The following is a 23,488-nucleotide window of genomic DNA, read 5'->3' on the forward strand; positions in this document are numbered from 1 at the left end:
GCGCTCCTGAACTTCACGCTGGCGCTGGGAGTCGGAGGCGGCTATCTTTGGTGGGCGCGCGACGTCCGCCAGCTCCGGGAAGAGCTCGAGCAGGCGCGCGAGACCATCCGCGCGCGCGAGGCGGCTCAGCAGTCCTGGACGGCTCGGGGGATCGTCCGGTCGGTCCAGCCCGGGACGGGAACTATCTGGCTCACCCACGAGACGATCCCCGGGCTCATGCGAGGGATGACGATGGGCTTCGACGTCGAGAATCCGAAGCTCCTCGGAGGGCTCGCCCCGGGGGACCCCGTGAGCTTCAAGTTGGAGCAGCGGAGCGGGCGACTGTTGCTCGTCGCAATCAAGAAGGAGTCCCAATGAGTGCGTTCTTCCGGAGGGCGGCCGTGAGTCTGGCGGTCGCCTGGCTCCTCGCGCTGCCGGCCGCCGGCGCCGCCCAGGCGCCCCAGGGAATCATCCAGGAGCAGGTGGCGCTGGAGAACGAGAGCGTCCGCGTCGCGCTGCTCACGTTCCCGCCCGGATCGGCCTCCGGCCGGCATCAGGGCCTCGATCCGGAGATGGGAATCGTGGTGGAGGGCGAGCTCACGCTGGTCACCGACAACGGCCGAGAGGTGATGCGGCCGGGCACGGTTCGCTGGCTCCCGGCGCTGACCCCCCACGACGCCCGGAACGAGGGCGACGTGGCCGTCAAGCTCTGGGTCGTGTTCTTCAAGAAGTGTGACTGACACCGGCGGCGCCCTCGCGGGGGCGCGCCCGGGAGGCCAGGCGATGCTCGGGCTGCTCACGGTGGTGCTGCTGGGCTTCTTTCTCGGGATGCGTCACGCCACCGACCCCGATCACGTCATCGCTGTCGGGACCATCGTGAGCCGCCAGCGGACGATTCGCGGGGCCGTCCTGGTCGGCCTCCTGTGGGGCGTGGGCCACGGCCTGACGATCCTCGTGGTTGGGAGCGCCATCGTGCTGTTCGGTCTCGTGATCCCGCCGCGGCTCGGCCTCGGAATGGAGCTGGGCGTGGCCTTCGTCCTGATCGGCCTCGGGCTGTGGACGCTGCGCGACGTCTTCCGCTCGACGGGGCCCGTCGCCGCGCCCGACCTGCACTCGCACCCCCACGGCCACGGGGTCTATGTCCACGAGCACCCGCATGGCCATGGACCGGGCGCCCACGGTCACCTCGAGGGTCAGACGCTGCCGACCTGGCTGGATCGCACGCTCGGCCGGGCCGGGCTCGCCCGGATCCTGCGCCCGGTCCTGATCGGCCTGGTCCACGGCCTGGCCGGGTCGGCCGCCGTGGCGCTGCTGGTGCTGGCCACGATCCGCCATCCGCTCTGGGCCGTCGCCTACCTCCTGGTGTTCGGGCTCGGGACGATCGCCGGGATGATGCTCATCACCACCCTGGTGGCGGTGCCCTTCGCGTACTCGGCAAGGCGGCTGGGGCGCGCGAACCGGGGCCTCGCGATCGCCTCCGGGGTCCTGAGCCTCGCCTTCGGCGGCTTCCTCGCCTACCAGCTCGCCTTCGTGGGCTGACACCTGGCGGGCGAGCGGGTGAAGGCATCGAGGCCGAGCCCGACCGGGCGGGGATGACGGGAAGCCGCCTGCGGGCCCTGGCGGCGGGGATGGTCAGCCTGCTGCTGGTGGCGGCCGAGCCGGCCGGGGCCATCCACGGGCTCGCCGGGTCGGTCCCGACCGTCGGCGCCGACGAGGTCCGCCGCCTCCTCGAGGGGCGGGAGCGCCCGGCGCTGGTGGATCTCCGCCCGGCGGCGGAGTACCAAAAGGGTCACCTGCCCGGCGCCCGCTCGATCCCTGTCGGCGAGCTGCGCCGGCGCTTCCACGAGATCCCGCGGGGCCGCGTGATCCTCTACTGCGCGTGCTCCGGCGAGGACGCTCAGGCCGCCGCGCAACTTCTCCGGGATCGGGGCATCGCCGACGTCAGCGTGTTGGGCGAGGGCTTTCCCGGCTGGGTCGCCCGCGGCTACCCGCTGGAGCGCTGAATTCGATTCGGAGGGGGTGTCGGAACACCCCCCTCCGAGACCTCGAGGATCGTTGCGGCGGCACAAGCCGCCGCTCGGAACTGGCCCTCCGGCGGACGTCCATCGGCGTGGGGTCCGACCGGGAGCGCCTCAGGCCGAGCGGCGCCTGGGCAGCGATCGGGCCTCGCGCCGCGCGTCGGGGCCGCCCGGCTGATCCCCCCGGCCCGCCAGCCGGGGGCGGGCTCGAGCGGACTCGGCGGCCTCGGGTTTCAGCGCGCGTCGCACCGTCGCCACGAGATCCGCGATGCGGAACGGTTTGTCGACGTGGGTGGCAGCCAGCGCCGTGGCGGCAGTCCGGGTGTCGGACTCCTCGAAGCGGGCGATGAAGATCACCGGCAACGCGGGGTGATGCGCGCGGAGAGCGCGCAGGATCTCCAGCCCTCGCTCGCCTCGCGCGTGGTCGTGTAGGACGACGGCAGCCGGACCACCCCCGCCCACCCGGGCGAGCGCGGTCTCGGAATCGCCGGCCTCGTCGCTGCGGAACCCCGCGCCCGCGAGACACTCTCGCAGGAGTTCCCGCGTGGCCGGGTCGTGATCGACGACCAGGAGACCCGGTCCCCCGGCCCGGCCCGGGGCGCGCTCCAGTGCGGACATGCCTCTGGCCCTCCCGCGCAAGAAGACAAGCGGGTGAACGCAATCTGCGTACCAGGCATTATCCCCGGAGGAAGACCGCGCTCGGCGTCGATCATGGCGCGGGCGCCCGGGTGGACGGGCGTCGGTGGCCATACAGTCTTGTCTCGGCCCCCGACGCCGGCCGGGCGGGCGTGGTCTCGCCTCAGCGAAGCCGGCCGAGGGGTCCGAGGTCCAGGTTGAGGTCGCGCAGCGAGAGCCCGAAGCGCCGGGCGAGGGCGCGGATGGTCTGCTCGAGGCGCATGAGAGCCAGACCGATCGACTCGATCTCGGCCGCGCTGAGTGTTCCCCTCTCCATCCGGTGGATGGCCTGCCGTTCGAGCAGCCGTCGGAGGAACTCCACGAGCGTCAGCACGAGCTTGGCCACGGAACGCTGGACGTCCTCCGGATCGGCGTTCCAGCGTGACGGCGCCGCGCGTGCCGTGCGCCGCCTGAGCTCGGCTCGCAGGGAGCGGAGCTCGCGGGCCGTCACGGTCGCCACCGCCCCCTTCTTCCTCACTCCCACCAGAGCGCCTCGGGGGCGAAGCCGTACGGGGCCCAGGGGCCGCTCGCGCGCACCCGGATGCCCACGAGGCGGCGGACCGCCCCGCGGAGGGCAGCGAGGTACTCCGGACTCCGGCCGCGCTCGACGAGGTGGTAGACGCTGGCGACCAGGGGCGGCGTCGAGTGGCGCTCGGCGCGCTCCGCACGGATCCAGGCGGCCAGGGCCGGCCGCAGCGGCTCGATCTCGGGCACCGACTGCCTCCTGGCCCGCCTCCGCATGCGGGTTGCGAGATAGCGCGCGCCGGGACCGCCGGCGCCTCCGTCCGGGGGCACGGCACGCCGGGCGACACCGGCGGCCGCGCCGTAAATGCGCAGGGTCATCTGCTCGCGCCCGGTGACCAGGGCGAGTGCGTCGCGGTAGTCCGCGGCCTGCGGCTCGAGCAGTTCGACGACCTGCGCCTCGTCGGCCACCAGCGCCCCGAAGCGGAAGGGCAGGATCGCGTCGACGGCGGCGGCCAGCCGCCGCACCGTCGCGTCATGGCCGCGCAGCGAGGCCGCGTCGAGCCGCGGGGCCTCGGCCATCGGGGAGGCGGCGACGAAGAAGCCACCGACGGGCCACACCCGGAGCCGGTCCCCCCGGAAGCCACGGCCGGGGCCTCCCCGGGGACGCCGGCCGAGGAGCGCGTAGAGGTAGAGGCGCTTCATCGGCCCCGCCGGCGCGATCGGCTCCGCCCGGACCCCGGCAGGACGCGGTCGGCGGCGCACAGGAGCGCCGACACACGCAGGTACACGAGGTCCACGTCGGCCAGACCGAGCGTGACGTCGCCGGTGACGACGATCCCCTTGGTGAGCACGTGGTCCACGAGCTCGAGCAGCGAAGCGTCGGCCTGCCGGAGCACCGCGGACGCCGCCGGCCGTCGGCGCCGTCTCATCGGGGCGACCCGACGAAATTGTACGGCGGCCACGGCCCGGTGAGGGTGACGATACAACCCTGGTCGGCGAGCCGCCGCGCCGCCGCCCGGACCGCGGCTCGAAACCCGGGGCCTCTTCGGGAACGGACGAGAAACGCGGCGTCCAGCAGGACCCGGGGCGTCCCCTCGACCGCGAGCGGCGCCCGGCGCCGGGCGGCGTCCGCTTTCCGGGCCAGCGCTCGGAAGACCCGCTCCGCCTCGAGGCGCGCGCTCGACCGGAGGCCGCCGGCCGCTACATGCTCTTCCCGCTTCCGGGCCAGGAACCACGCGCCCGGGCCCAGGCGGGCGCCCCGCGGACGCCGGCGGTCGCGGTGCCGGGAAAGGGCGCGGGCCTCGTCGAATCCGACGCGGACGCCCCATTCCTGCCGGCCCGCCACCCGGCGAAGAAGCCGCTCCAGGCTCCTCCGCCGGCGTCGGATGTGACCGAGCGCCCGCTCGTCGGAGGTGAAGAGCGTGAAGAGCTTCATGGGAACGACCGTCCCGGCGCGAGCCACGTGCTCGACAACGCCCTCGTGCGCCAGGGCACACGCCGAGACCCACTCGAGGTCGTGGAGCTTCGATTCGATCCGCTCGGCGCCGTACCGCGCCAGTGGCGCATCCGCCGCAATCAGCCACAGCGCGTCGTCCGCCCGGAGGGCCCGCGGCCGGCTCATTCCGGGCAGGCCGGGGGGCACGGCCCGGAGGGACGGCGCGCCCGGCCCTGGCACGAGACAATAAAGGTACGTCGCGGTCGGCGAGGTCGTCCGCCGGCTCACCGGGCTCGCCCGCCAGGACTCGCGTCGGGGCGCATCCACCGCACCCCCCACCGCCGGAGCTCCCTGACGCCGCGCGGGGGAGGCGCGGTCTCGGGGGTCAGGATGAGCGGGTTTCCCGTGGGGAGGCGAGGGGAACTCTGTGATCTCAACGCCCCGATCTCCCGCCTCTGCCGCCCGGCCTCCCGCGCGCAGCGACGACAGCGGGGCGCGCCGGGTGCGATGACGGCGTTGACGATCACCGCCGAGACGGCCATCCGTAGCTCACGTAGCCGCTCGAGGAGCCGCAGCGTTTCCAGGCGCGGCAGCGCGGCGGCATGGGTCACCACCACGACGCGCGTGGCGCCGCCGTCGCGCAGGAGCGCGTCCAGCTGCCGCAAGTCACGCGACATCTCCACGAGATCCTGAGCCAGCGCACCCGGGCGGATGACCGCTCGGTACTTGAGAAGGATCGCGAGCAGCGCGCGCACCCATTCGAGCGCCACCCGCGGCAGGGCGAGGAGCCGGAGGGCGTGGCCGGTGGGCGCCGTGTCGACGACCACCATGTCATAGGCGGCGGCCCCTCCGTCACGGGGGACGAGCGCCTCGGTCACCGAGAGCATGGCCAACAGCTCGTCGATGCCCGGTGGCGCCAGCTCCATGAGATCCTGGACCACGGCCCGGTCGAACGCGGCGTCGAACCCCGTCCCCCGCCGGACCGCGGCGAAGAGCTGATCCACCGCCTCGCGGTACCGGGCCTGGCGCCGGCGGAACTCGCGGTCGGCGTCGAGCTCCCTGGCTCGCAGCCCCCCGGAGACGTCCGGCAGACCGCGCGCCGGGTCGCCCAGCGGGACCGCCAGCACGTCGCCGAGAGAGTGGGCGGGATCGGTGGACAGCAGGAGGATCTTCCGGGCGGGCGCCTGGTCGGCGAGGGCGAGGGCCGCCGTCGCCGCGCAGGTCGTCTTGCCCACGCCGCCTTTGCCCGTGAAGAGCAGGAGCCGCACCGCGTCCGGCGACACGACCCCGAGCCACTCCTTGGGGCGGCCGGTGGGCCGGCGACGCCGTTCCGCGCGCGGAGCGCGGGGCGGCGGCCCGGCGAGCAACCCTTCGCCGCGCGAGGCGTCGGTCAGGCGCCGCCCGATCGCCCGAAGGGCCCCGAGGCCGCGCGGCTCCTCCGCCGCGGCGGCCACGAAGCGCAGGGGACGCCCGCGAAAGGCGGCCCGTACCGCCCGGACGGCGACCCGCTCGGACCGGATCCGGGCGCCGCACCGGGCGCAGGGAGAGTCGGGGGGCGGGGTCAGGCGGTTGACGACGACCTCGCCGACGGGCATGCCCCAGCGGCTCAGCTCGCGAAGACCATCCTTCGCCTCCTCCACCGACAGCGCCTCGGGCAGGAGCACCCACCAGAAGCTGGACCGGCGCCGATCGCGAAGCAAGGCCTGGAGCTCCCGCCCCTCGGCGTCGATCTCCTCGATCAACGCGTCGCTCGGGTCCGGGCGGTAGCCGCCACCGAGCCGCTCGGCCAGAAAGCGGTGCTTCGCGTACATGTGGTCGAGCACGGCGGCGATGCGCTGCACGGTCTCGGGCATGGCGAGGAACCGCAGGGTGTGACCCGTGGGGGCGGTATCCACCACGACATCCTCGTACGGGCGCGCCCGGGCGACGCGGGCGAGCTCGATGAGCCCGATCAGCTCGTCGACCCCCGGCAGGGAAAGCCGCAGGAGCCGCTCGATGTCCTGATCGTCGAGGTAGGTGCCGCGTTCGGCAATCACGCGCAGCTTCTCCCGGCGGTGGGTCAGCCACCGCGCGAGCGCGCGCTCGGCGTCCAGCTCGGCCGCGTAGAGCTGGCCCCGCCGGGTGCGTATGCGGGAGGCCCGCGGTCCGAGACGGGTGGCCAGGGCGTCGCCCAGCGAGTGCGCCGGGTCCGTCGAGACGACGAGCACGCGCCGGCCGGCGTCGGCCAGCCCGATCGCCGCCGCCGCCGCGCAGGTCGTCTTGCCGACGCCGCCTTTGCCGCCGAAGAACCGGAACCCGCCCCCCGGGTCGATAGTCTTCGCAGCCCGTCGTCCTCGGGTCCGGGGGCGGGTCGGCCGCCGCTCAGCGACCCCGGCCGGCCCCCGGCTGGTCGCCGACGTGCTCGTCACCCGTGAAGGTGGCCTCCACCCCCGTGACCTTGACCCGGCCGCGCCCCGGCGCGGGCCCCGTCCGCGCGCGGCGGATCTCGCTGATCCGCTGCAGGAGGTCGCGCTCGATCGCCGCAAACTCCTCGTCGGTGATCTCCCCCAGCTCGAGGCGCATCTGGGCGGCGAGGAGCTCCTCACGGAGCGCGCTGTCGTCGTTGAGCTCCGAGTCGACCGCGGCCGCGATCTTGCCGAGCACGAACCGGAGCCCGCCGAGGATCAGGGTGTCGAGGATCAGCATGTGACGATGAGGACCGCCGCCCGACAGCGGCGCCGGGCCCCTACTTCGCCCGCTCCAGCTTCAAGCGGATGTTCACGAAGTTGTACGGGGGCCAGGGGCCCGTGTACTTGAAGGTCAGGTGGGCCTGTCTGGCGCCGATCTCCTTCACCTTCGCGTCGAAGGCCGCTTCCCGGTCGCGCGCCACCAGGAAGGCGGCATTCATGATCATCCGGTCGCCGATCGGCTTGTTGGCCCGCGAGGCGACGGCGACGTCACGCAGCTGCTCGAAGATGTCCGCCACGTAGCGCTCGGACCGCGCCTGGAGCGCCGCGTCGATCAGCCGGCCGTACTGCATGCGGGCGAAGTAGGTCGAGCCCTTTTGCGAGGAGATCTCGTGCTTCAGCCGCCGGATGTCCTCGTCTTCCTGCTCGAGCTCGCGTATGACATCATCGCGATCCCAGAGAACCTTGAGCCCGAACTCCAGCTTCTCGTGCATCTTGACCAGCACGTCGCGGAACGCGTCGTAAGCGCCCCGCAGCAGCTCGATGATGTCATCCCGCGTCTTGAACACCGTGCCGAACGACATCGGGATCACGGTGAACTGCCGCATGACGGCCTCGTTGACCCGCTCGTGGGCCAGCACGTTCTCGCGGGTCGCGTCGAACACCTCGCTCGGCGTGTCGGAGACGACCGCCGCGATCTCCTTGAAGTTGACGGTGTGGACCTCGGCCGGGGCGGCGCCGATGCCGATCGGTCCGAATCGGAGGGGCTCCGAGCTCTGGATGATGCAGTAGACGTACTTGCCGCGGCTGTCCGTCGCCGCCGGGCCGCGCGAGGTCTCGCGACGCGCGCCCTTGCCGGCGGCGCCGCCCGCGCGCATGCCGGGATCCTTGGTCGACCGGCCCGCTCGCCCCCCCCCACCCGACCGCCCCGCTGTCCCCGTCTTGCCCTTGCGCGTCGCCACGATCTATCTCCCGCTCTTCGGCTTCGTCTTCAGCCCCGCTCCGGCCAGGATGCGGCGAATCTCCGCGACCAGGTCCTCGGGCAGGCAGGGCTTGGTGAGGAAGGCGTCGCAACCCGCCTCCCGGGCGACCTCGGAGTGCCGCCCCAGCGCGTGCCCCGTGAGGGCCAGGACCGGGATCCGCTTGGTGCGCTCGTCGCCCTTCAGCCGCCGCGTCGCCTCCCACCCATCCATCACCGGCAGTGACAAGTCCATGACGATGAGGTCGGGCCGCAGGGTCGTGGCCTGGTCGAGGGCCACCTTGCCGTTCTCGGCCTCGGCCACCCGGAAGCCCGCGAATCTGAGAAACTGCACGTACATCGCGCGGTTGTCCTCGAAGTCATCCACCACCAGGATCAGGGGGGCCTCGCCCGGGGGAGCTCCAGAGGAATCCGCCCGCATCGATGGCTTCGTCATCGGCGCCGGAGGCGGAGCGGCAGGAGCAGGGTGAAGGTCGAGCCCTCGCCGACCTTGCTGGTGAGCGTGACCTGCCCCTCGAGCATGGTGGCGAGCCGGCGGCAGATGGCCAGCCCCAGCCCCGCCCCACCGTACTGGCGGGTGGACGAGCTGTCGGCCTGGCGGAAGTCCTCGAAGACCTTGGCCTGCTCCTCCGGGGGAATCCCGATCCCGGTGTCGCTCACCGCGATCGCGATCTGCCGGGTGGCCGGCAGGACCGCGGCCGACACGTTCACCCGGCCCTGCGGCGTGAACTTGAGCGCGTTGGTCAGGAGGTTCAGCACGATCTGCTTGACCTTCGCGCGGTCGCTCCGGAGCGCCGGAATGTCCGGGGGAATCTCGCTGACGACCTCGAGCTTCGACCGGGCGATGAGGGGGTCGAGCTCGGCCATGACCTCCCTGATCAGGGCGGGCACCTCGAACTCCCCGAGGTGGAGCGGCATGCGGCCGGCCTCGATGCGCGAGATGTCGAGGATGTCGTTGATGATCGCCAGCAGGTGTCGCCCGTTCGAGTCCACCCGCGACAGGTTGTCCCGCTGCAGGGTCGTGAGCTCCCCGGCCACGCCCTTGAGCAGCATGCTGGTGTAGCCGAGGATGGCGTTGAGCGGCGTCCGGAACTCGTGGGACATGTTCGCCAGGAACTGCGTCTTGAGCGCCGAGGCCTGTTCCAGCTCGATGGCCTGCCGCCGCAGGAGCTCGTTCTGACGGACCAGCTCGGCCGTCGCCTGGCGGATCTTCTCTTCCAGCTCCGAGGAGGCGCGCTTGAGCTGCTCGTAGAGTTGCTCCTTCTCGAGCGCTTCGGTGCGGTCGTGCAGGATCGTCACGACCGCCGTCACCTCGCCGTGCTCGGAGAGCACCTTCCCGGACACGGCCTCCACGGGGATCCCGGCGCCCGTCTCGGGGTCGACCAGGCTGATCCCCCCGCGATAGCGCAGGTCGGCGGCGCCGAAGAACAGGTTCGACACGAACGACGTGAAGTTGGCGTCGTTGGCGCGGACCCGCTGAGTCTCCTCGGCGGTGGCCCGGGCCGCGGCGGTGAACAGCCGCTCGGCGGGGGCGTTCATCATGACGATGTTCCCCACCGGGTCCGTCACCAGGATCGGGTCGGCCACCGAGTCGATGACGAGATCCAGCCGATCCCGCTCGGCCCGGATCTCGGCCTCGGCGCCCCGGATCTTCCGGTAATTCTCCTCGATCTCCTCGGTCGCCCGCCGGAGGTCCGTCACGTTCCGGAGAACCGACACGACCCCCGTGCCCTCCCGGGGGTCCTCGACGGTGGTGCTGAGCAGCTCGAACAGGAGGTCCGAGCCCTCGGTCGGGTCGACCAGGAGGATCTCCCGGCGCTCGGCGCCCTCGCGCACGGCGCTCTGCCCCAGGACCGACGTGAAGAGCATGTTGTTGAGCGCCACCGCCCGGCGCCGCCCCTCGCTCTCGGCCTCGCGACTGGCGAACAGGGTTTCGGCTCGGCTGTTGGCGATCACCAGCCGTCCTTCGGCATCCGTCAACATGACCGGGTCGAGGACGGCGTTGACCACCCTCTGGAGCAGTGCCCGTTCCCGCACCAGGCGGCCATAGAACCTCGGGCGCACCAGCCGGTGACCGAGGACTTCGGCAACCCAGCGCACTCCCCGCGTCACTTCCGCGGACACCGGGCTGGCCAGCAGCAGCCCGGCCGGGACCTGCTCGTCACCCACGGGTGCCCACAGCGGCACCGCCAGGAACGCGGCGGGGCCGAACGGCGTGGACGGGCGCCGGCCGACATCGGCGCCGTCCGCCGGGAACGCCACCGGCTGGCCGGCGCCGAGCGCGCTGACGAGCGGGTTGTCTCGCGCGTCGAGGTCCACCGCGAACCGGGCGACGCGGGCGGCCGGGAACCCGTGCCCCGCCACGCCGGTGAGTCGCGCCAGGTCGGGGTCCACCGCGGCGCACAGCGCCTGCTTCACCTCGCTGTGCTCGACCAGCCACTCCAGGGCGCGCTGGGCGCACTGGCGCACGTCCTCACAGCCCAGGAAGAACTCCACGAGCGCGAGCTTGGCCTCCGCGGAGGGCGTCGCGGCCCTCCCCGGCAGCCGGCGCGCCGGGAGCGACGTCAGCCGGGGCACGATCTACGCGGCCGGCGTCTTCCGCCGACCTCTCCGTCGAGCCGCCGGCGCCCCGCTCGCCTCGGCAAGCTGGGCGCGCAGCGCCACGTTCTCGGCCAGCACGGCCTCGGACGTCCGTCCTTCGAGGGCTGCCGGCCGGGCCACCGGGGCCACCGCGCCGACCGCCTCCGAGTACCTGAGGTAGGTGTCGATGGACGCCACCACGACGCGGGCCTCCACCGTGATCAGGTCGATACCGACGAGCGACACGCGAACCCAGGCGTCGATCACGATGCCCTTGTCCAGGACGCGGTCGAGGACATCGATGAGGCTGGTGCCCCCCATGGCTCTTTCAACGGGCATTGCTCACTCTCCTCTGGTCTGCGGGCCTACCCGGGATGCCCTGCGACGTGCCGGGGCGCCGCGCACGGCGGACAGGGACGCGACCTTGCGCTCGAGCTGCCGAACCTGGCGCCGGAGCGCCTCGTTCTCCCCCGAGACCTGCCTCCGGCCGGGCGCCAGGTTGGGATCGTGCTTCCACCAGTCGAGGCCCATTGCCTGGGCCTTGTCCATCGAGCAGATGATCAGCCGGATCCGGATGGTGAGCAGCTCCACCTCGGCGAGCGTCACCTTGATGTCGCCCGCGATCACGAGGCCCTTGTCGAGCACCCGGTCGAGGACGTCTACCAGCCCGGTCGTGCGCTGGGGTCCGAGGGGCAGATCGGTTCTCATGGCGCAGGGAATCCTCGTTGAACGTGACGGCACGGACCAGCCAGGGCCGGCCTCGAGGGTGCACCTCCCGACCCTCTAACGCTCACGACTCACGATACACGCGATCCCATCGTGTGACGCCTTCTGGGGTTCCGGCATTCGCTGAGAGGCCTGGACGCGATATGCCAGTATAAACCCGGCGGCCCCGAAGACAAACAGTCCCCGAGAGGAGTCCCGGGGTGCGCGCCCGCCGGCGTCCGGTCCCTCTCACCCCCGATAGCCGGCGCTCGTGGTCGCGCCGGTCCGGCCGCGCCGCTCGTTTTGCTCGACTCCACGCGGCATTGGGATTGCCGTCACGAGCTGCCCAGGAGGGCCGCCAGGCGGACCGGCGGGCCACCCTCGGTCACGAGAGGTCGCACAGATGATGATGGAACATCGGCGGGCAATCCGTAATATGGAGGCGCAGGTCGAGACACGGTATGGGTCTCAGTCCAGACGTAGCGGAGAATGATGATGGCCAAGAAGACGGACAAGAAGGAGACGACGACGCGCCCGCCGTCCACCGGTCGAGGTCGCGCGAAGCGGACCACGGCAGCCGCCGACGACCCGCGGGGCCAGGGCGCTCCGGACCTGCTCTACGAACAGATCGCCGTGCGCGCCTACTACATCTACCTCTCACGGGGGTCGGGACACGGGAGGGATCTCGACGACTGGCTGCGGGCCGAGCGCGAGTTGACCGAGCGCGGGGAACGGGCCTCGTAGTTCGTGGGAGGGGCCCCGCCGCCCCCTGCCCGGTCGGCACCCGGGCAACGCCCCGCGATGTCGGGCTCCGTGAGGGGGAGTGCTGGTGGAGGGATTCGAACCCTCACTCTACCGATTTTAAGTCGGCCGCCTCTGCCGATTGGGCTACACCAGCAACTCGTCAAAGCGTCGTCGGGGGATCCGCCGGCGGCGGATCCCCCGGAGATCGCTGGAGGCGGCGGGCGGATTCGAACCGCCGGATAACGGTTTTGCAGACCGTCGCCTTAACCACTTGGCTACGCCGCCGTGCCTCGACGGGCGCGCCCGACCGACTGATTCTACCACTTTGCGCCATTCCGGTGCGGCGGGAGTGCTCGGGAGACGGCGACGGCGCCGCGCCGGCGCCGTGACGGGCGCGGGGCGAGGGCTATCGGCGAACGGAGCCCTGGAGAAGCCGCCGGATCTCCGCGGCCAGCTCGTCGGGCAGGCAGGGCTTCGTCAAGAACCGGTCGCACCCTGACTCCCTGGCGATGCGCTCCTGTCCGGTCAGCGCGTGGCCGGTGAGGGCGATGATCGGGATCGCCCTGGTCTTCTCATTCGCCCGGAGACGACGGATCGCCGTCCAGCCGTCCATGACCGGCAGGGACAGGTCCATGACGATGCAGTCGGGCGTGACGATGCGGGCTTGTTCGATGGCATCCCGGCCATCGGTCGCGGTGTGGGCCTCGAAGCCCTCGAACCGCAAGAACATCGCGTAGAGGTCTCGATTGTCCGCGTGGTCGTCCACGAGGAGCACGACCGGTGTCGAGCCTGCGGAATGGGTCGGCGGCGACGTGGACGGTCGTCCCATCTCGTTCCCCCCTTTCGCGTCCCGGCGCCAGGCCGGACTGGCGGAGCCGGCCGAAGCCAACGATCGCGCCGTGCGGGCCTCCTGTGCATCGGCCGTGCCGACGCGTCCTGGTCGAAGCTCACGCCATCGCGTGGTGCCAGCTTCAAGACGTGGCGTCGGACGTTCGGAACGCGGACAGATCGACGCGAATCGACGTCCCATCGGTGACAGTAGAGAATCTCCCCTAAGGACTTCACCGCGACGATTCCAGGGGGACCCTAGGGGTGGGAATGACCGACGCGCGGCGGCGATGAGGCCTATACAGGACCGGCCCCGGGACTACCGGGGCCGGCCAGGAGGGCTGGAGCGGGAAACGGGATTTGAACCCGCGACCCCAACCTTGGCAAGGTTGTGCTCTACCCCTGAGCTATTCCCGCTCGACGACGACGGATTCTAGCAAACTCGCTCACCGAGGTCAACGCGCCAGGGGCGTGTCGAAGTAACCTCGGCGCCGACCATCGAGCGCGTGGTGCATCGAGGAGTACTCCGAGCGGCGGCTTCGCCGCCGCCACGACGGGGGGGCATCGGGGGGGTCTTCCGAGACCCCCCCGAAAATGACCCAGGGCCCGGTCGGCGCTGGCGCCGGCGGTCACGCTGGCGTCGGCTCGGCCCGCAAGAACCGCGCGGCCTCCTCCGGGGGGGTCGGATTGATGAAGAACCCCGTGCCCCACTCGAATCCGGCCACCTTGGTGAGCTTCGGCATGAACTCGAGGTGCCAGTGGAAGTGGTCGAGCTCCACGGCGCGCAGCGGGGCCGTGTGAAGGGCGTAGTTATAGGGGGGATCCCGGAGCACCCGGTTGAACCGCGTGACCAGCTCGCGGAGGAGGCGGGCCAGGGCGTCGACGTCGCCGGGCTCGATGCTCTCGAACGTCGCCCGGTGGTCGACCGGCAGGACCCAGGTCTCGAACGGGAAGCGCGGCGCAAACGGAGCCAGGGCCAGGAAGCCGTTCTGCTCGAGGATGATTCGCTTGCCCTCTCGGCGCTCCTGGCGCACGATGTCGCACCACACGCAGCGCTCCTTCATCCGGTAGTACCGCCCGGCGCCTTCGAGCTCTTCGACGACCAGCTCGGGGAGGATCGGGGTGGCGATGAGCTGGGAGTGGGGGTGCTCGAGCGACGCGCCAGCCGGGGCCCCCTGGTTCTTGAAGATGAGGATGTACTCGAAGCGCGGGTCCTTCTTCAGGTCGAGCAGCCGCTCGCGATAGGCGAAGATCATGTCGGTGACCGCCCCGACCGACAGCGTCCCCAGGTTGGCGAAGTGATCCGGCGTCTCGATGATGACCTCGTGGGCCCCGATGCCGTTCATCCGATCGTAGATGCCCTCGCCTTCCGGCTCGATCTCGCCCTCGATCTGGAGCGCCGGGAACTTGTTGGGCACGACCCGCAGGGTCCACTGCCCGGCGCCGCCCGGCCGGAACGCCAGCACCTCGGGCGGCGTCTTGTCCTCGTTGCCCGGACAGAACACACACCCCGACGGCCCCTTGAGGACGGTGGGCTCCGGGGTGAAGTCCGATGGACGGCGCGCGCGCTCGGTGGCGATGATCACCCAGCGCCCTACGATGGGATCCTTGCGAAGCTCGGGCACCGCTCGACTCCTCTCGCCTGTGTTTAGCCGGACACCGATCCTGGTTCGGCCGCTCCCGCCGGGTCTTCGGGCTCCTCCTCCGGCCGGACGTGGCGGCGGAGCAGCGAGGTGAGCGCCTCGCGCGCCGGCTTGCCCTCGAACAGGACGGCCCCGACTTCCGACGCGATCGGGGTCGCCACTCCGACCTTGCCGGCCAGGGCCAGAGCCGCCCGCGTCGTGAGCACGCCTTCGGCGACCGAGCGGGTGCCACCCTGCCACTCCGCAAGAGACGTGCCGCCGGCCAGCGCCAGTCCGAGCCGGCGGTTGCGGGAGAGCTGGCCCGTGCAGGTGAGCAGGAGGTCGCCGAGCCCGGCCAGGCCGGCGAACGTCCGCGCTCGCGCCCCCAGCGCGACGCCGAGCCGCGTCATCTCGGCCAGTCCGCGCGTCAGGAGCGCGGCCCGCGCGTTGGCGCCGAGGTCCAGCCCGTCCGAGATGCCGGCCGCGATGGCCATCACGTTCTTCAAGGCCCCGCCCAGCTCGACGCCGGTGACGTCGGTCTGCGTGTACAGGCGAAAGGTCGGCGTGGCGAGTCTCTGCTGGAGCTCCTGCGCCAGGCCGGCGTCGGCGGCAGCCACCACCGCCGCCGTCGGGCGATCCTGGGCCACCTCGAGGGCGAACGTCGGCCCCGACAGCACCGCGACGCGCCCGCGGGCGGGCGGCGCCACCAGCTCGGTCAGGATCTCCGAGACCCGGGCCAGGCGCTCCTCCTCGATACCCTTGCTCGCCGATACCACGCACGCCGCCGGTCCGAGGTGCGGTGCCAGCTCGGCGACGACTCGCCGGACGACGTGGGTGGGCACGGCCACGATGACCAGCGTCGCCCCCGCGGCGGCCTCCCGGAGCGACCCGATCGGTGTCACGCTCTCGGGCAGACGAATGCCCGGAAGGTACCACGGATTCTCGCGCGCCTTCAGGAGGAGCGCCAGGAGCTCGGGCTCGAACACCCAGAGTCGCGGTCTCAGGCCGGCCCGCGCGGCGTGGACCGCGAGGGCCGTGCCCCAGGCGCCGGCGCCGATCACGGCCGTCCCGTCCGTCACTGCGTTGTCCAGGGCCTCGGCTCGCCGCTCAGCCGCGAGCCGGCTCCCGCTCCCCGAACCGCCGCTCGGTCCCCTGAAGGAGCCGCTCGACGTTCGCCCGGTGCCGCACCAGCACGATCAGGGCGACCACCGCGCCTGCGCCCGCCAGGGGCAGCGGGTAGCCGAGGAAGAGGATGGCCAGCGGCAGACCCAGCGCGGCACAGAGCGAGGCGAGGGACACGAAGCGGAACGTCCCGACGAGCGCCACCCAGACGATGGCCGCCGGCAGGATCGCCCAGGGAGTGGCGCGGAGAAACGCGCCCAGTCCGGTGGCCACTCCCTTGCCCCCGCGGAAGGCCAGGAAGACGGACCAGCAGTTCCCGACGACGACGAGGACGACCGCGAGGGCAGCCACCCCGGCGCTCGGGTCGGCCAGGCCGCCGATCCACGCCCCCGCGTACCCCTTGGCGACATCCCCAACCAGGGTCGCCACGGCCGGACCCCGCCCGACGCTACGCAGCACGTTGGTGGCTCCGATGTTTCCGCTGCCGCGGCGCCGGACGTCCACCCCGAGCGCGCGGGCCACCAGGTAGCCGACGGGGATCGCACCGATCAGGTAGGCGAGCGCGAGCCCGAGGACGGTCAGCGCCAGCGATCGTCCTCCCGGACGAGGGCCTCGAGGTCGCTCCCGCGATAGAAGCGGACGAAGTAGTCGATACCGGAGACGACGGTCAGGGTCAGGGCGGCCCACAGCATCCCGCGCGAGATGTAGGCGAACTCGGGCTCCAGCCCGACCGTCACGTTCTTCTCGAGAATCAGGAGCGTCACCGCCAGGTACTGGGACACCGTCTTGTACTTGCCCAGGTCCGAGGCCGCCATGACGACCCCCTGACCGGCCGAGACGGCCCGGAGTCCCGTCACCGCCAGCTCACGCCCGATGATGACGACGACGATCCAGGCCTCGACCCGGCCGACCTGGACCAGCGAGATGAGGGCCGCCGCCACCAGGAGCTTGTCGGCCACCGGATCCAGCAGCTTCCCCAGCGTGGTGACCTGGCGGCGGCGGCGCGCGATCAGCCCGTCGAGCCAGTCGGTCAGGGCCGCCGCGCCGAACAACACGGCCGCCAGCAGCGAATGGACCGAGTCGGCCGAAATGAGGAACACCACCACGAGCGGAACGAGGCAGATCCGCGCAAGAGTCAGATAGGTAGGAAGGTTCACCCGTCGCCTCCGGCACCTCCGACAACGGGTCCATTATGGCGGTCGACGGTGAACGCTGTCAATCGCGGCCCTCGGCCACGAGCACCCCCTCGCGCGCGACCGGCACCACGTCGAAGGCGTCGAGCGCGGCACAGACCGGCAGGTCGGCGCCCCGCCCCTGGGCCACCAGGGCCTGAGCCCACAGGGCCTCGTCGAGCATCCAGCCCAGGTCCGACGCGTAGTGGGCGTAGAGAATCGCGGCGGCCCGGGCGGCGTCGGACCGAACCGCGCCCGGCCGCGCCGCCCAGAGCCGCGCGACCAGCAGCCCGGCGCAGGCGGCGTCTTCGAGGCAGAATCGTCCGGTCTCGCCGGCGCAGACGAGCAGCACCTCGGTCGCCTGGCGCCCGAGCCAGTCGACGACCGCGCTCGCGTTGACGAACCCGCCGACCGCCACCTGCTTGGCGCCTTCCACGGCCAGCAAGGCCCGGGTGCCGTTGGTCGTCGTGAAGATGACGGTCCGCCCGCGGACCCGCTCGGGCGTGTACTCGGCGGGCGAGTTGCCGCAGTCGAAGCCGGGCGGCGGCTCGCCCCCTCGCTCGCCTCCGAGGAGCGCCGGATCTCCCGGCCACCTCCGGGCCAGCGCCCTCGCCTCGTCGGGCGTGGCGACCGGCCGGACGGCCCGCGCCCCGTGCGCGAGCGCGGTCACGATGGTGGTCGAGGCCCGGATCACGTCGATGACGACGGCGGACACGCCGGCCAGCGGCCGACGGGCGGCCTCCTCCGAGGTGAACGCGACGTCGATCACCGCGATGAGCCCGGCGACCGATCTCGGAGAGATCGGATACGGAGCCGCAGGGCGTTCAGCCGGATGAATCCCTCGGCGTCCTTCTGCCGGTAGACGGAGTCCGCCTCGAAGGTGGCGATGTCCTGCCGGTAGAGCGACCGGGGCGAGCGCCGGCCGGAGACCATGACGTTGCCCTTGTAGAGCTTGAGCCGCACGGTCCCCGTCACGTCCCGCTGGGCTTCGTCCATGAACGCCTGGAGCGCTTCCCGCTCCGGCGCGTACCAGTAGCCGTAGTAGACCATCTCCGCGTAACGCGGGGCGAGCGAATCCCGGAGGTGCAGCAGCTCGCGGTCGAGGGTCAGCGACTCGAGCGCCCGGTGGGCGACGTGGAGGATCGTCCCGCCCGGCGTCTCGTAGACGCCCCGCGACTTCATCCCGACGTAGCGGTTCTCGACCAGATCGATCCGGCCGACGCCGTTCTCCCCGCCGATGCCGTTGAGCCGCTCCAGCAGCGCCGCCGGCCCTAGGCGCCGGCCATCGACCGCGACCGGCGTTCCGGCCTCGAAGTCGATCTCGACCGAGGCCGGGACATCCGGCGCCTCCTCGGGCGAGACGGTCAGCAGGAACATCTTCACCGGCGGCTCCGCCCACGGGTCCTCCAGGATGCCGCCCTCGTACGAGATGTGGAACAGGTTCCGGTCCATCGAGTACGGCCGCTCGGGCGTCGTCGGCACGGGGATCCCGTGGCGCGCGGCGTACGCCATCAGGTCGGAGCGCGAGCGGAGGTCCCACTCGCGCCAGGGCGCCACGACCTGGAGATCGGGAGCCAGGGCGGCGTAGGTCAGCTCGAAGCGCACCTGGTCGTTCCCTTTCCCGGTCGCGCCGTGGGCCACCGCGTCGGCGCCCTCGGCCAGCGCCACCGCGACCTGGGCGCGGGCGATGAGCGGACGGGCGAACGAGGTGCCGAGGAGGTAGCCCGCCTCGTAGACCGCGTTGGCGCGGAGCACCGGAAACACGAAGTCGCGGACGAACTCGTCGCGGAGGTCGGCGACGTGGACGCGGCTGGCCCCCGTCTTCAAGGCCTTTTCGCGAATCGGGATCAGCTCCTCGCCCTGGCCGAGGTCGGCCGTGAAGGCGATCACCTCCGCGCCATAGGTCTCGATGAGCCAGCGGAGGATGACCGAGGTGTCGAGGCCGCCGGAGTACGCGAGCACGATCTTCTGGGGCTTCGTCATGGGCGGGCCGAGGAGGCGCCGAGCAGCGTCAGCAGGATGGCTTTCTGCACGTGCAGGCGGTTTTCGGCCTGGTCGAGCACGATGCTCTGCGGGCCGTCCAGCACGGCGTCCGTGATCTCCTCGCCCCGGTGCGCGGGAAGACAGTGCATGACGACCACGCCCGGCTTGGCCAACCCGAGCACACGCTCGTTCAGCTGATAGCGGCTGAAGGCCTCCAGCCGGCGCTCGCGCTCGGCCTCCTGTCCCATGCTGATCCAGACGTCCGTGTAGAGGACGTCGGCCCCGTCGGCGGCTTCGCGGACGTCGGCGGTCACCTCCACCCGGCCGCCGAGGGCCCGCGCCGTCTCCAGCACGGCTCGGGCCGGCTCGTACCCGGGAGGACAGGCCAGACGGGTCTCGGTGCCGGTCAGGGCCGCCAGCAGCACGAGGGAATGGCACACGTTGTTGCCGTCGCCCACCCACGCCACCCGGAGCTTGGCCAGATCGAGCCCGCGCTCCCAGAGCGTGAAGAAGTCGGCCAGGGCCTGGCAGGGGTGCTCGTGGTCCGAGAGCCCGTTGATCACCGGGATGCCGGCATGGCGGGCCAGGCGCTCGACGGTCGCCTGCTCGAAGGTCCGGGCCACCACGGCGTCGACCCAGCGTCCGAGGTTCCTGGCGACGTCGGTCACCGACTCACGGCGGCCGAGGCCGATGTCCTGGGCGGCCAGGTAGACGGGAGCCCCCCCGAGCTGGGCCATGCCGACCTCGAACGTGACCCGCGTCCGCAGCGACGGCTTCTCGAAGACGAGCGCCAGCGACCGCCCGCGGAGCGGCGTGGCGTGGACGCCGGCCTTGACACGGGCCTTCCAGTCGGCGGCCAGTCGGAACAGATCGTCGACGTCCGTGCGCGAGAGGTCCGTGATCGACAGCAGGTGCTTCACGACGCGCTCCGGCCGAAGACGTGGGTCAGGATCTCGACCGCGCGATCCACGTCGGTCTCGTCGACGACGAGCGGCGGCGTCAACCGGAGCACGGTGTCACCGGCGCTCAGGACCAGGAGACCCTGGTCGCGGCAGGCCGCGACGACGCCGGAGGCCGGCCGATCGAGCTCGATCCCGATCAGCAGCCCCTTCCCGCGGACTTCGCGGAGGGCCGGCAGCCGGAGGGCCCGCAGGCGATCGAGCAAGTAGGTGCCGACGCGGTCCGCTCGCTCGGGGAGCTTGTCCTCGAGCATGGTGGTGACGGTGGCGACCCCGACGGTGGTCGCGAAAGGGTTGCCACCGAAGGTGGTGCCATGGGTGCCCGCCAGCATGACGCGCGCGCAGAACTCTTTGGCCAGCATGGCACCGATGGGGATGCCGCTGGCCAGCGCCTTGGCCAGCGTCATGACGTCGGGCTCGACCCCCCAGTGCTGGTGCGCCCACAGCCGCCCGGTCCGGCCCATCCCGGTCTGGATCTCGTCGAAGACGAGGAGCGCGCCGCTCGTGTCACAGAGCCCCCGGAGCCCGGCCAGGTAGCCATCCGGCGCCACGTTCACCCCGCCCTCGCCCTGGATCGGCTCCACCAGGATCGCCGCCGTCCGGTTGTCCACCGCTCGCTCGGCCGCCCGCAGGTCGCCGAACGGCACGTACTTGAACCCCGGCAGCAGCGGCTCGAAGCCGTGCTGATACTTCTCGTTCGGCGTCGCCGACAGCGCCCCCATGGTCCGGCCGTGGAAGGCCCCCCGCATGGTGACGATGTCCACGCGATCCGTGCTGAGCACGTCCTTGGCGTACTTCCGGACCAGCTTGATGGCCGCCTCGTTCGCCTCCGTGCCCGAGTTGCAGAAGAAGGCGCGGTCCGCGAAGGAGTGCTCGCAGAGGAGCTTGGCCAGGTGGATCTGCGACGGGATCTGGTAGAGGTTCGACACATGGAGCAGCGTCGTCGCCTGCTCCCGGATCGCCCCGACGATCTTCGGGTGGCTGTGCCCGAGCGCGTCCACCGCGATGCCGCCGACGAAATCGAGGTACTCCTTGCCGTCCGTGTCCCAGACCCGCACACCCTCGCCACGCACCAGGCAGAGGGGCGCCCGGGCGTAGTTCTGCATGAGATAGCGGTTCGCCAAATCGAGCAGTGTCTTCGTGTCCTGGCTCATGGTCGCCTCCGGAGTGCGGCGGATCGCCGCGGACAGGGGATCTTCAGCAGGACCGCGCGCCAACGGCGCGGGGACCCGAACCGGGTCGGAATCCCCCCGGGCGGCGATGGAGGCTCGACCTCCGCCGCGACCCGGGGCCAAGCCTCATCCGGAGGTGGGCAGGCATGGCTCGCTTATCTTAGCACGAGCCGTCAGGGGCTGGGCCCGCGCAACCTTGTCCCTCAGGGGTCTGGGAGGGGCCGGCGAGGCCCCCTCCCATGACTCAGAGGACGATCTCGGTGCCGATCCCTTCCTTGGTGAAGATCTCGAGCAGGATCGCGTGGGCGATGCGGCCGTCCAGGATGTGGGCCTTGGCCGTCCCCCCGGCCAGCGCCCGGAGGGCCGAGTCCACCTTGGGGAGCATGCCCCCCTCGATCACGCCGGCGGCCACCAGGCGTCTGGCCTCGGCCTGGGTCAGGGTCGAGAGGAGGTCGCCGCCGGGCCCCCGGATCCCCTCGACGTCGGTGAGGTGGATGAGCTTCTCCGCGCTGAGTGCCGCCGCCACCTCACCGGCCACCAGGTCCGCGTTGATGTTGTAGGTCTCGCGATCGACGCCCACACCCACCGGCGCGATGACGGGGATGAACCCGTTGTTCTCGAGCAGCCGGAGCAGCTCCGGATTGACCGCCTCCACCTCGCCCACCAGCCCGATGTCCACATCGGCCCCGGCCGCCGTGCGATGGGTCATCTTCCGCGCCCGAATGAGCGTGCCGTCCTTGCCGCTCAGGCCGACCGCGCGTCCCCCGTGGTAGTTGATGAGGCCCACGATCTCCTGGTTGATGCGACCGACGAGCACCATCTCGACGATCTCCATCGTCTCCTCGTCGGTCACGCGCATCCCGCCGACCCGGCGCGGCTCCTTGCCGAGCCGCTTCATGAAGGTGTCGATCTGGGGCCCGCCGCCGTGGACGATGACGGGGTTCATCCCCACGTACTTCAAGAGGATCACGTCCAGGGCGAAGCCCTCGGTGAGGTGCGGCGCCTCCATCGCGGCGCCGCCATACTTGATGACGAACGTCTTCCCCCAGAAGGCGCGGATGTAGGGAAGCGCCTCCATCAGGGTCCCGGCCTTCTCGATCAGCTTCTCCATGGCTCCCGTCACGACAGGGCGACCCCGGGCGATCCGTCGGCGACCGTCCGCGGGAAGATGGGCGCGTCCATCGTCAGAGGATGTAGCGGCTCAGGTCTTCGTCCTTCACGACGTCGGCCAGGCGCGCCTGGACGTAGCCCGCGTCGATGGCGAGGGCCTTCCCGGGCATCTCCGGCGCCTGGAACGAGATCTCCTCGAGGAGCCGCTCCAGGATCGTGTAGAGCCGCCGGGCGCCGATGTTCTCGGTGCGCTCGTTCACGCTGGTCGCGATGTCGGCGATCGCCTCTACCGCGTCAGGCGAGAACTGCAGCGTGACCCCTTCCGTTTTCAGCAGCTCGACGTACTGCGTGATCAGGGCGTTCCGCGGCTCGGTCAGGATCCGGACGAAGTCGCCTTTCGTGAGCGGCTCCAGCTCCACTCGGATGGGGAACCGGCCCTGGAGCTCGGGGATCAGGTCGGCCGGCTTGGCGACGTGGAAGGCGCCGGCGGCGATGAAGAGGATGTGATCGGTCCGGAGCATGCCGTACTTGGTCATCACCGTCGAGCCCTCGACGATGGGCAGGAGGTCCCGCTGGACGCCCTCGCGCGAGACGTCCGGGCCGTGCCCGCGCTCGCGGCCGGCGATCTTGTCGAGCTCGTCCAGGAAGATGATCCCGGAGTTCTCGACCCGGCGGATGGCCTGACCGGTGACCTCGTCCATGTCGATGAGCTTCTGTGCCTCTTCCTGGGCCAGGATCCGCTTGGCCTCGGCGACCTTGACCTTCCGCTGCTTGGTCCGGGTGGGCAGCATGTTGGACAGCATCTCGCGGAGGTTCTGGTCCATCTCGCCCATGCCGGTCGCCGAGAAGATCTCGACCATGGGCATGGCCTGAGCCTTGACCTCGAGCTCGATCAGCCGCTCGTCCAGCCGCCCGGCCCGCAGCTGGCCCCGGAGCTTCTCCTTGGTGGCGGCCCGGTTGGCGTCGGGCGAGACCTCCTCCACCCCCGGGAACCCCACCGGGTCCCGGGAGCGCGTCCGCGGCAACAGGAGGTCGAGCAGGCGCTCCTCGGCCGCCTGAGCGGCCTTCTCGGCGACCGCCTCGGTCATCTCCGCCTTCACCATGTTCACCGCGAGCTCCAGCAGGTCGCGGATCATCGACTCGACGTCGCGGCCGACGTAGCCGACCTCGGTGTACTTGGAGGCCTCGACCTTCAGAAAGGGGGCCTGAGCCAGGCGGGCGAGCCGGCGGGCGATCTCGGTCTTGCCCACCCCGGTGGGCCCGATCATGATGAT

Annotated in this window: 27 protein-coding genes, 3 tRNA genes and 1 pseudogene; 5 read left to right on the forward strand and 26 right to left on the reverse strand. The window is 71.6% G+C overall.

Features of this window, described 5'->3' with window-relative positions; genetic code table 11:
- The 4 genes from VGW35_24025 to VGW35_24040 form a co-directional block, all read left to right on the forward strand.
- On the forward strand, window positions 1-357 hold a 357-nt coding region (locus tag VGW35_24025; GenBank protein ID HEV8310744.1), incomplete at its 5' end, for a copper-binding protein.
- Window positions 354-719 carry a cupin domain-containing protein gene (locus tag VGW35_24030; GenBank protein HEV8310745.1) on the forward strand — a complete coding sequence of 122 codons (366 nt, stop codon included), beginning with the start codon at window positions 354-356 and terminating at the stop codon, window positions 717-719. The genes VGW35_24025 and VGW35_24030, both read left to right, overlap by 4 nt.
- Before the next feature lie 43 nt (window positions 720-762).
- A complete protein-coding gene (locus tag VGW35_24035; protein HEV8310746.1) occupies window positions 763-1,518 on the forward strand; it encodes a high-affinity nickel-transport family protein in 756 nt (251 codons plus the stop codon).
- A gap of 53 nt (window positions 1,519-1,571) precedes the next feature.
- Entirely contained in the window at window positions 1,572-1,982 is a 411-nt protein-coding gene (locus VGW35_24040; protein HEV8310747.1) for a rhodanese-like domain-containing protein, read from the forward strand.
- Between the two features lie 129 nt (window positions 1,983-2,111).
- On the opposite strand, the gene VGW35_24045 is transcribed toward VGW35_24040, so the two are convergent.
- The 12 genes and pseudogenes from VGW35_24045 to VGW35_24100 form a co-directional block, all read right to left on the reverse strand.
- Window positions 2,112-2,615, reverse strand: coding sequence for a response regulator (locus tag VGW35_24045; protein HEV8310748.1), 504 nt, complete (start codon window positions 2,613-2,615; stop codon window positions 2,112-2,114).
- Window positions 2,616-2,796: 181 nt separating this feature from the next.
- Window positions 2,797-3,156 carry a gas vesicle protein K gene (locus VGW35_24050; GenBank protein HEV8310749.1) on the reverse strand — a complete coding sequence of 120 codons (360 nt, stop codon included), beginning with the start codon at window positions 3,154-3,156 and terminating at the stop codon, window positions 2,797-2,799.
- Entirely contained in the window at window positions 3,147-3,839 is a 693-nt protein-coding gene (locus VGW35_24055) for a GvpL/GvpF family gas vesicle protein (protein ID HEV8310750.1), read from the reverse strand. The genes VGW35_24050 and VGW35_24055 overlap by 10 nt, the downstream gene beginning before the upstream one ends.
- Window positions 3,836-4,066 carry a gas vesicle protein gene (locus VGW35_24060; protein ID HEV8310751.1) on the reverse strand — a complete coding sequence of 77 codons (231 nt, stop codon included), beginning with the start codon at window positions 4,064-4,066 and terminating at the stop codon, window positions 3,836-3,838. The genes VGW35_24055 and VGW35_24060 overlap by 4 nt, the downstream gene beginning before the upstream one ends.
- Window positions 4,063-4,911, reverse strand: a complete 849-nt coding sequence (locus VGW35_24065; protein ID HEV8310752.1) for a GvpL/GvpF family gas vesicle protein — start codon at window positions 4,909-4,911, stop codon at window positions 4,063-4,065. Before VGW35_24065 ends, VGW35_24060 begins: the two co-directional genes overlap by 4 nt.
- Window positions 4,857-6,980: an ArsA family ATPase gene (locus VGW35_24070; protein HEV8310753.1), complete on the reverse strand. Its 2,124-nt coding sequence runs from the start codon at window positions 6,978-6,980 to the stop codon at window positions 4,857-4,859. Before VGW35_24070 ends, VGW35_24065 begins: the two co-directional genes overlap by 55 nt.
- On the reverse strand, window positions 6,934-7,257 hold the full coding sequence (locus tag VGW35_24075) for a gas vesicle protein GvpG (GenBank protein ID HEV8310754.1): 324 nt from the start codon (window positions 7,255-7,257) through the stop codon (window positions 6,934-6,936). Before VGW35_24075 ends, VGW35_24070 begins: the two co-directional genes overlap by 47 nt.
- Before the next feature lie 40 nt (window positions 7,258-7,297).
- Entirely contained in the window at window positions 7,298-8,116 is an 819-nt protein-coding gene (locus VGW35_24080) for a GvpL/GvpF family gas vesicle protein (protein ID HEV8310755.1), read from the reverse strand.
- Between the two features lie 87 nt (window positions 8,117-8,203).
- Window positions 8,204-8,638, reverse strand: coding sequence for a response regulator (locus tag VGW35_24085; protein ID HEV8310756.1), 435 nt, complete (start codon window positions 8,636-8,638; stop codon window positions 8,204-8,206).
- Between the two features lie 11 nt (window positions 8,639-8,649).
- Complete coding sequence (locus VGW35_24090) at window positions 8,650-10,794, reverse strand: ATP-binding protein (protein HEV8310757.1); 2,145 nt, start codon at window positions 10,792-10,794, stop codon at window positions 8,650-8,652.
- 126 nt (window positions 10,795-10,920) lie between these two features.
- A pseudogene (gvpJ, locus tag VGW35_24095) lies at window positions 10,921-11,136 on the reverse strand (gas vesicle protein GvpJ).
- A gap of 3 nt (window positions 11,137-11,139) precedes the next feature.
- The gene (locus VGW35_24100) at window positions 11,140-11,505 is read right to left on the reverse strand and encodes a gas vesicle protein (GenBank protein HEV8310758.1); all 366 of its coding nucleotides are present in this window, start codon (window positions 11,503-11,505) and stop codon (window positions 11,140-11,142) included.
- Window positions 11,506-11,991: 486 nt separating this feature from the next.
- Here VGW35_24100 and VGW35_24105 point away from each other — a divergent pair, with 486 nt between their 5' ends.
- Window positions 11,992-12,246: a DUF2934 domain-containing protein gene (locus VGW35_24105; protein HEV8310759.1), complete on the forward strand. Its 255-nt coding sequence runs from the start codon at window positions 11,992-11,994 to the stop codon at window positions 12,244-12,246.
- Window positions 12,247-12,326: 80 nt separating this feature from the next.
- Here VGW35_24105 and VGW35_24110 read toward each other — a convergent pair.
- From VGW35_24110 to hslU, 14 genes are all read right to left on the reverse strand, one after another.
- Window positions 12,327-12,400, reverse strand: a tRNA-Leu gene (locus VGW35_24110).
- 55 nt (window positions 12,401-12,455) lie between these two features.
- A tRNA-Cys gene (locus tag VGW35_24115) sits at window positions 12,456-12,531 on the reverse strand.
- A gap of 121 nt (window positions 12,532-12,652) precedes the next feature.
- Window positions 12,653-13,075 (reverse strand): response regulator, encoded by a 423-nt coding sequence (locus VGW35_24120; GenBank protein ID HEV8310760.1) that lies wholly within the window; start codon window positions 13,073-13,075, stop codon window positions 12,653-12,655.
- A 341-nt stretch (window positions 13,076-13,416) separates the two neighbouring features.
- A tRNA-Gly gene (locus VGW35_24125) sits at window positions 13,417-13,491 on the reverse strand.
- A gap of 212 nt (window positions 13,492-13,703) precedes the next feature.
- Window positions 13,704-14,699 (reverse strand): galactose-1-phosphate uridylyltransferase, encoded by a 996-nt coding sequence (gene galT, locus VGW35_24130; protein ID HEV8310761.1) that lies wholly within the window; start codon window positions 14,697-14,699, stop codon window positions 13,704-13,706.
- A 23-nt stretch (window positions 14,700-14,722) separates the two neighbouring features.
- A complete protein-coding gene (locus VGW35_24135) occupies window positions 14,723-15,775 on the reverse strand; it encodes an NAD(P)H-dependent glycerol-3-phosphate dehydrogenase (protein HEV8310762.1) in 1,053 nt (350 codons plus the stop codon).
- 28 nt (window positions 15,776-15,803) lie between these two features.
- Entirely contained in the window at window positions 15,804-16,406 is a 603-nt protein-coding gene (plsY, locus tag VGW35_24140) for a glycerol-3-phosphate 1-O-acyltransferase PlsY (protein ID HEV8310763.1), read from the reverse strand.
- Complete coding sequence (gene pgsA, locus VGW35_24145; protein HEV8310764.1) at window positions 16,397-16,975, reverse strand: CDP-diacylglycerol--glycerol-3-phosphate 3-phosphatidyltransferase; 579 nt, start codon at window positions 16,973-16,975, stop codon at window positions 16,397-16,399. The genes plsY and pgsA overlap by 10 nt, the downstream gene beginning before the upstream one ends.
- Window positions 16,976-17,033: 58 nt before the next feature.
- The gene (locus tag VGW35_24150) at window positions 17,034-17,759 is read right to left on the reverse strand and encodes a 2-phosphosulfolactate phosphatase (protein HEV8310765.1); all 726 of its coding nucleotides are present in this window, start codon (window positions 17,757-17,759) and stop codon (window positions 17,034-17,036) included.
- The gene (locus tag VGW35_24155) at window positions 17,756-18,973 is read right to left on the reverse strand and encodes an argininosuccinate synthase (GenBank protein HEV8310766.1); all 1,218 of its coding nucleotides are present in this window, start codon (window positions 18,971-18,973) and stop codon (window positions 17,756-17,758) included. The genes VGW35_24150 and VGW35_24155 overlap by 4 nt, the downstream gene beginning before the upstream one ends.
- Complete coding sequence (argF, locus tag VGW35_24160; GenBank protein HEV8310767.1) at window positions 18,970-19,893, reverse strand: ornithine carbamoyltransferase; 924 nt, start codon at window positions 19,891-19,893, stop codon at window positions 18,970-18,972. The genes VGW35_24155 and argF overlap by 4 nt, the downstream gene beginning before the upstream one ends.
- Window positions 19,890-21,086, reverse strand: coding sequence for an acetylornithine transaminase (locus VGW35_24165; protein ID HEV8310768.1), 1,197 nt, complete (start codon window positions 21,084-21,086; stop codon window positions 19,890-19,892). The genes argF and VGW35_24165 overlap by 4 nt, the downstream gene beginning before the upstream one ends.
- Before the next feature lie 262 nt (window positions 21,087-21,348).
- Window positions 21,349-22,215 carry an acetylglutamate kinase gene (gene argB / locus VGW35_24170; GenBank protein ID HEV8310769.1) on the reverse strand — a complete coding sequence of 289 codons (867 nt, stop codon included), beginning with the start codon at window positions 22,213-22,215 and terminating at the stop codon, window positions 21,349-21,351.
- 73 nt (window positions 22,216-22,288) lie between these two features.
- On the reverse strand, window positions 22,289-23,488 hold a 1,200-nt coding region (gene hslU, locus VGW35_24175), incomplete at its 5' end, for an ATP-dependent protease ATPase subunit HslU (protein HEV8310770.1).

Source organism: Candidatus Methylomirabilota bacterium (assembly GCA_036005065.1).
Lineage (GTDB): Bacteria > Methylomirabilota > Methylomirabilia > Rokubacteriales > DASRDR01 > DASYQW01.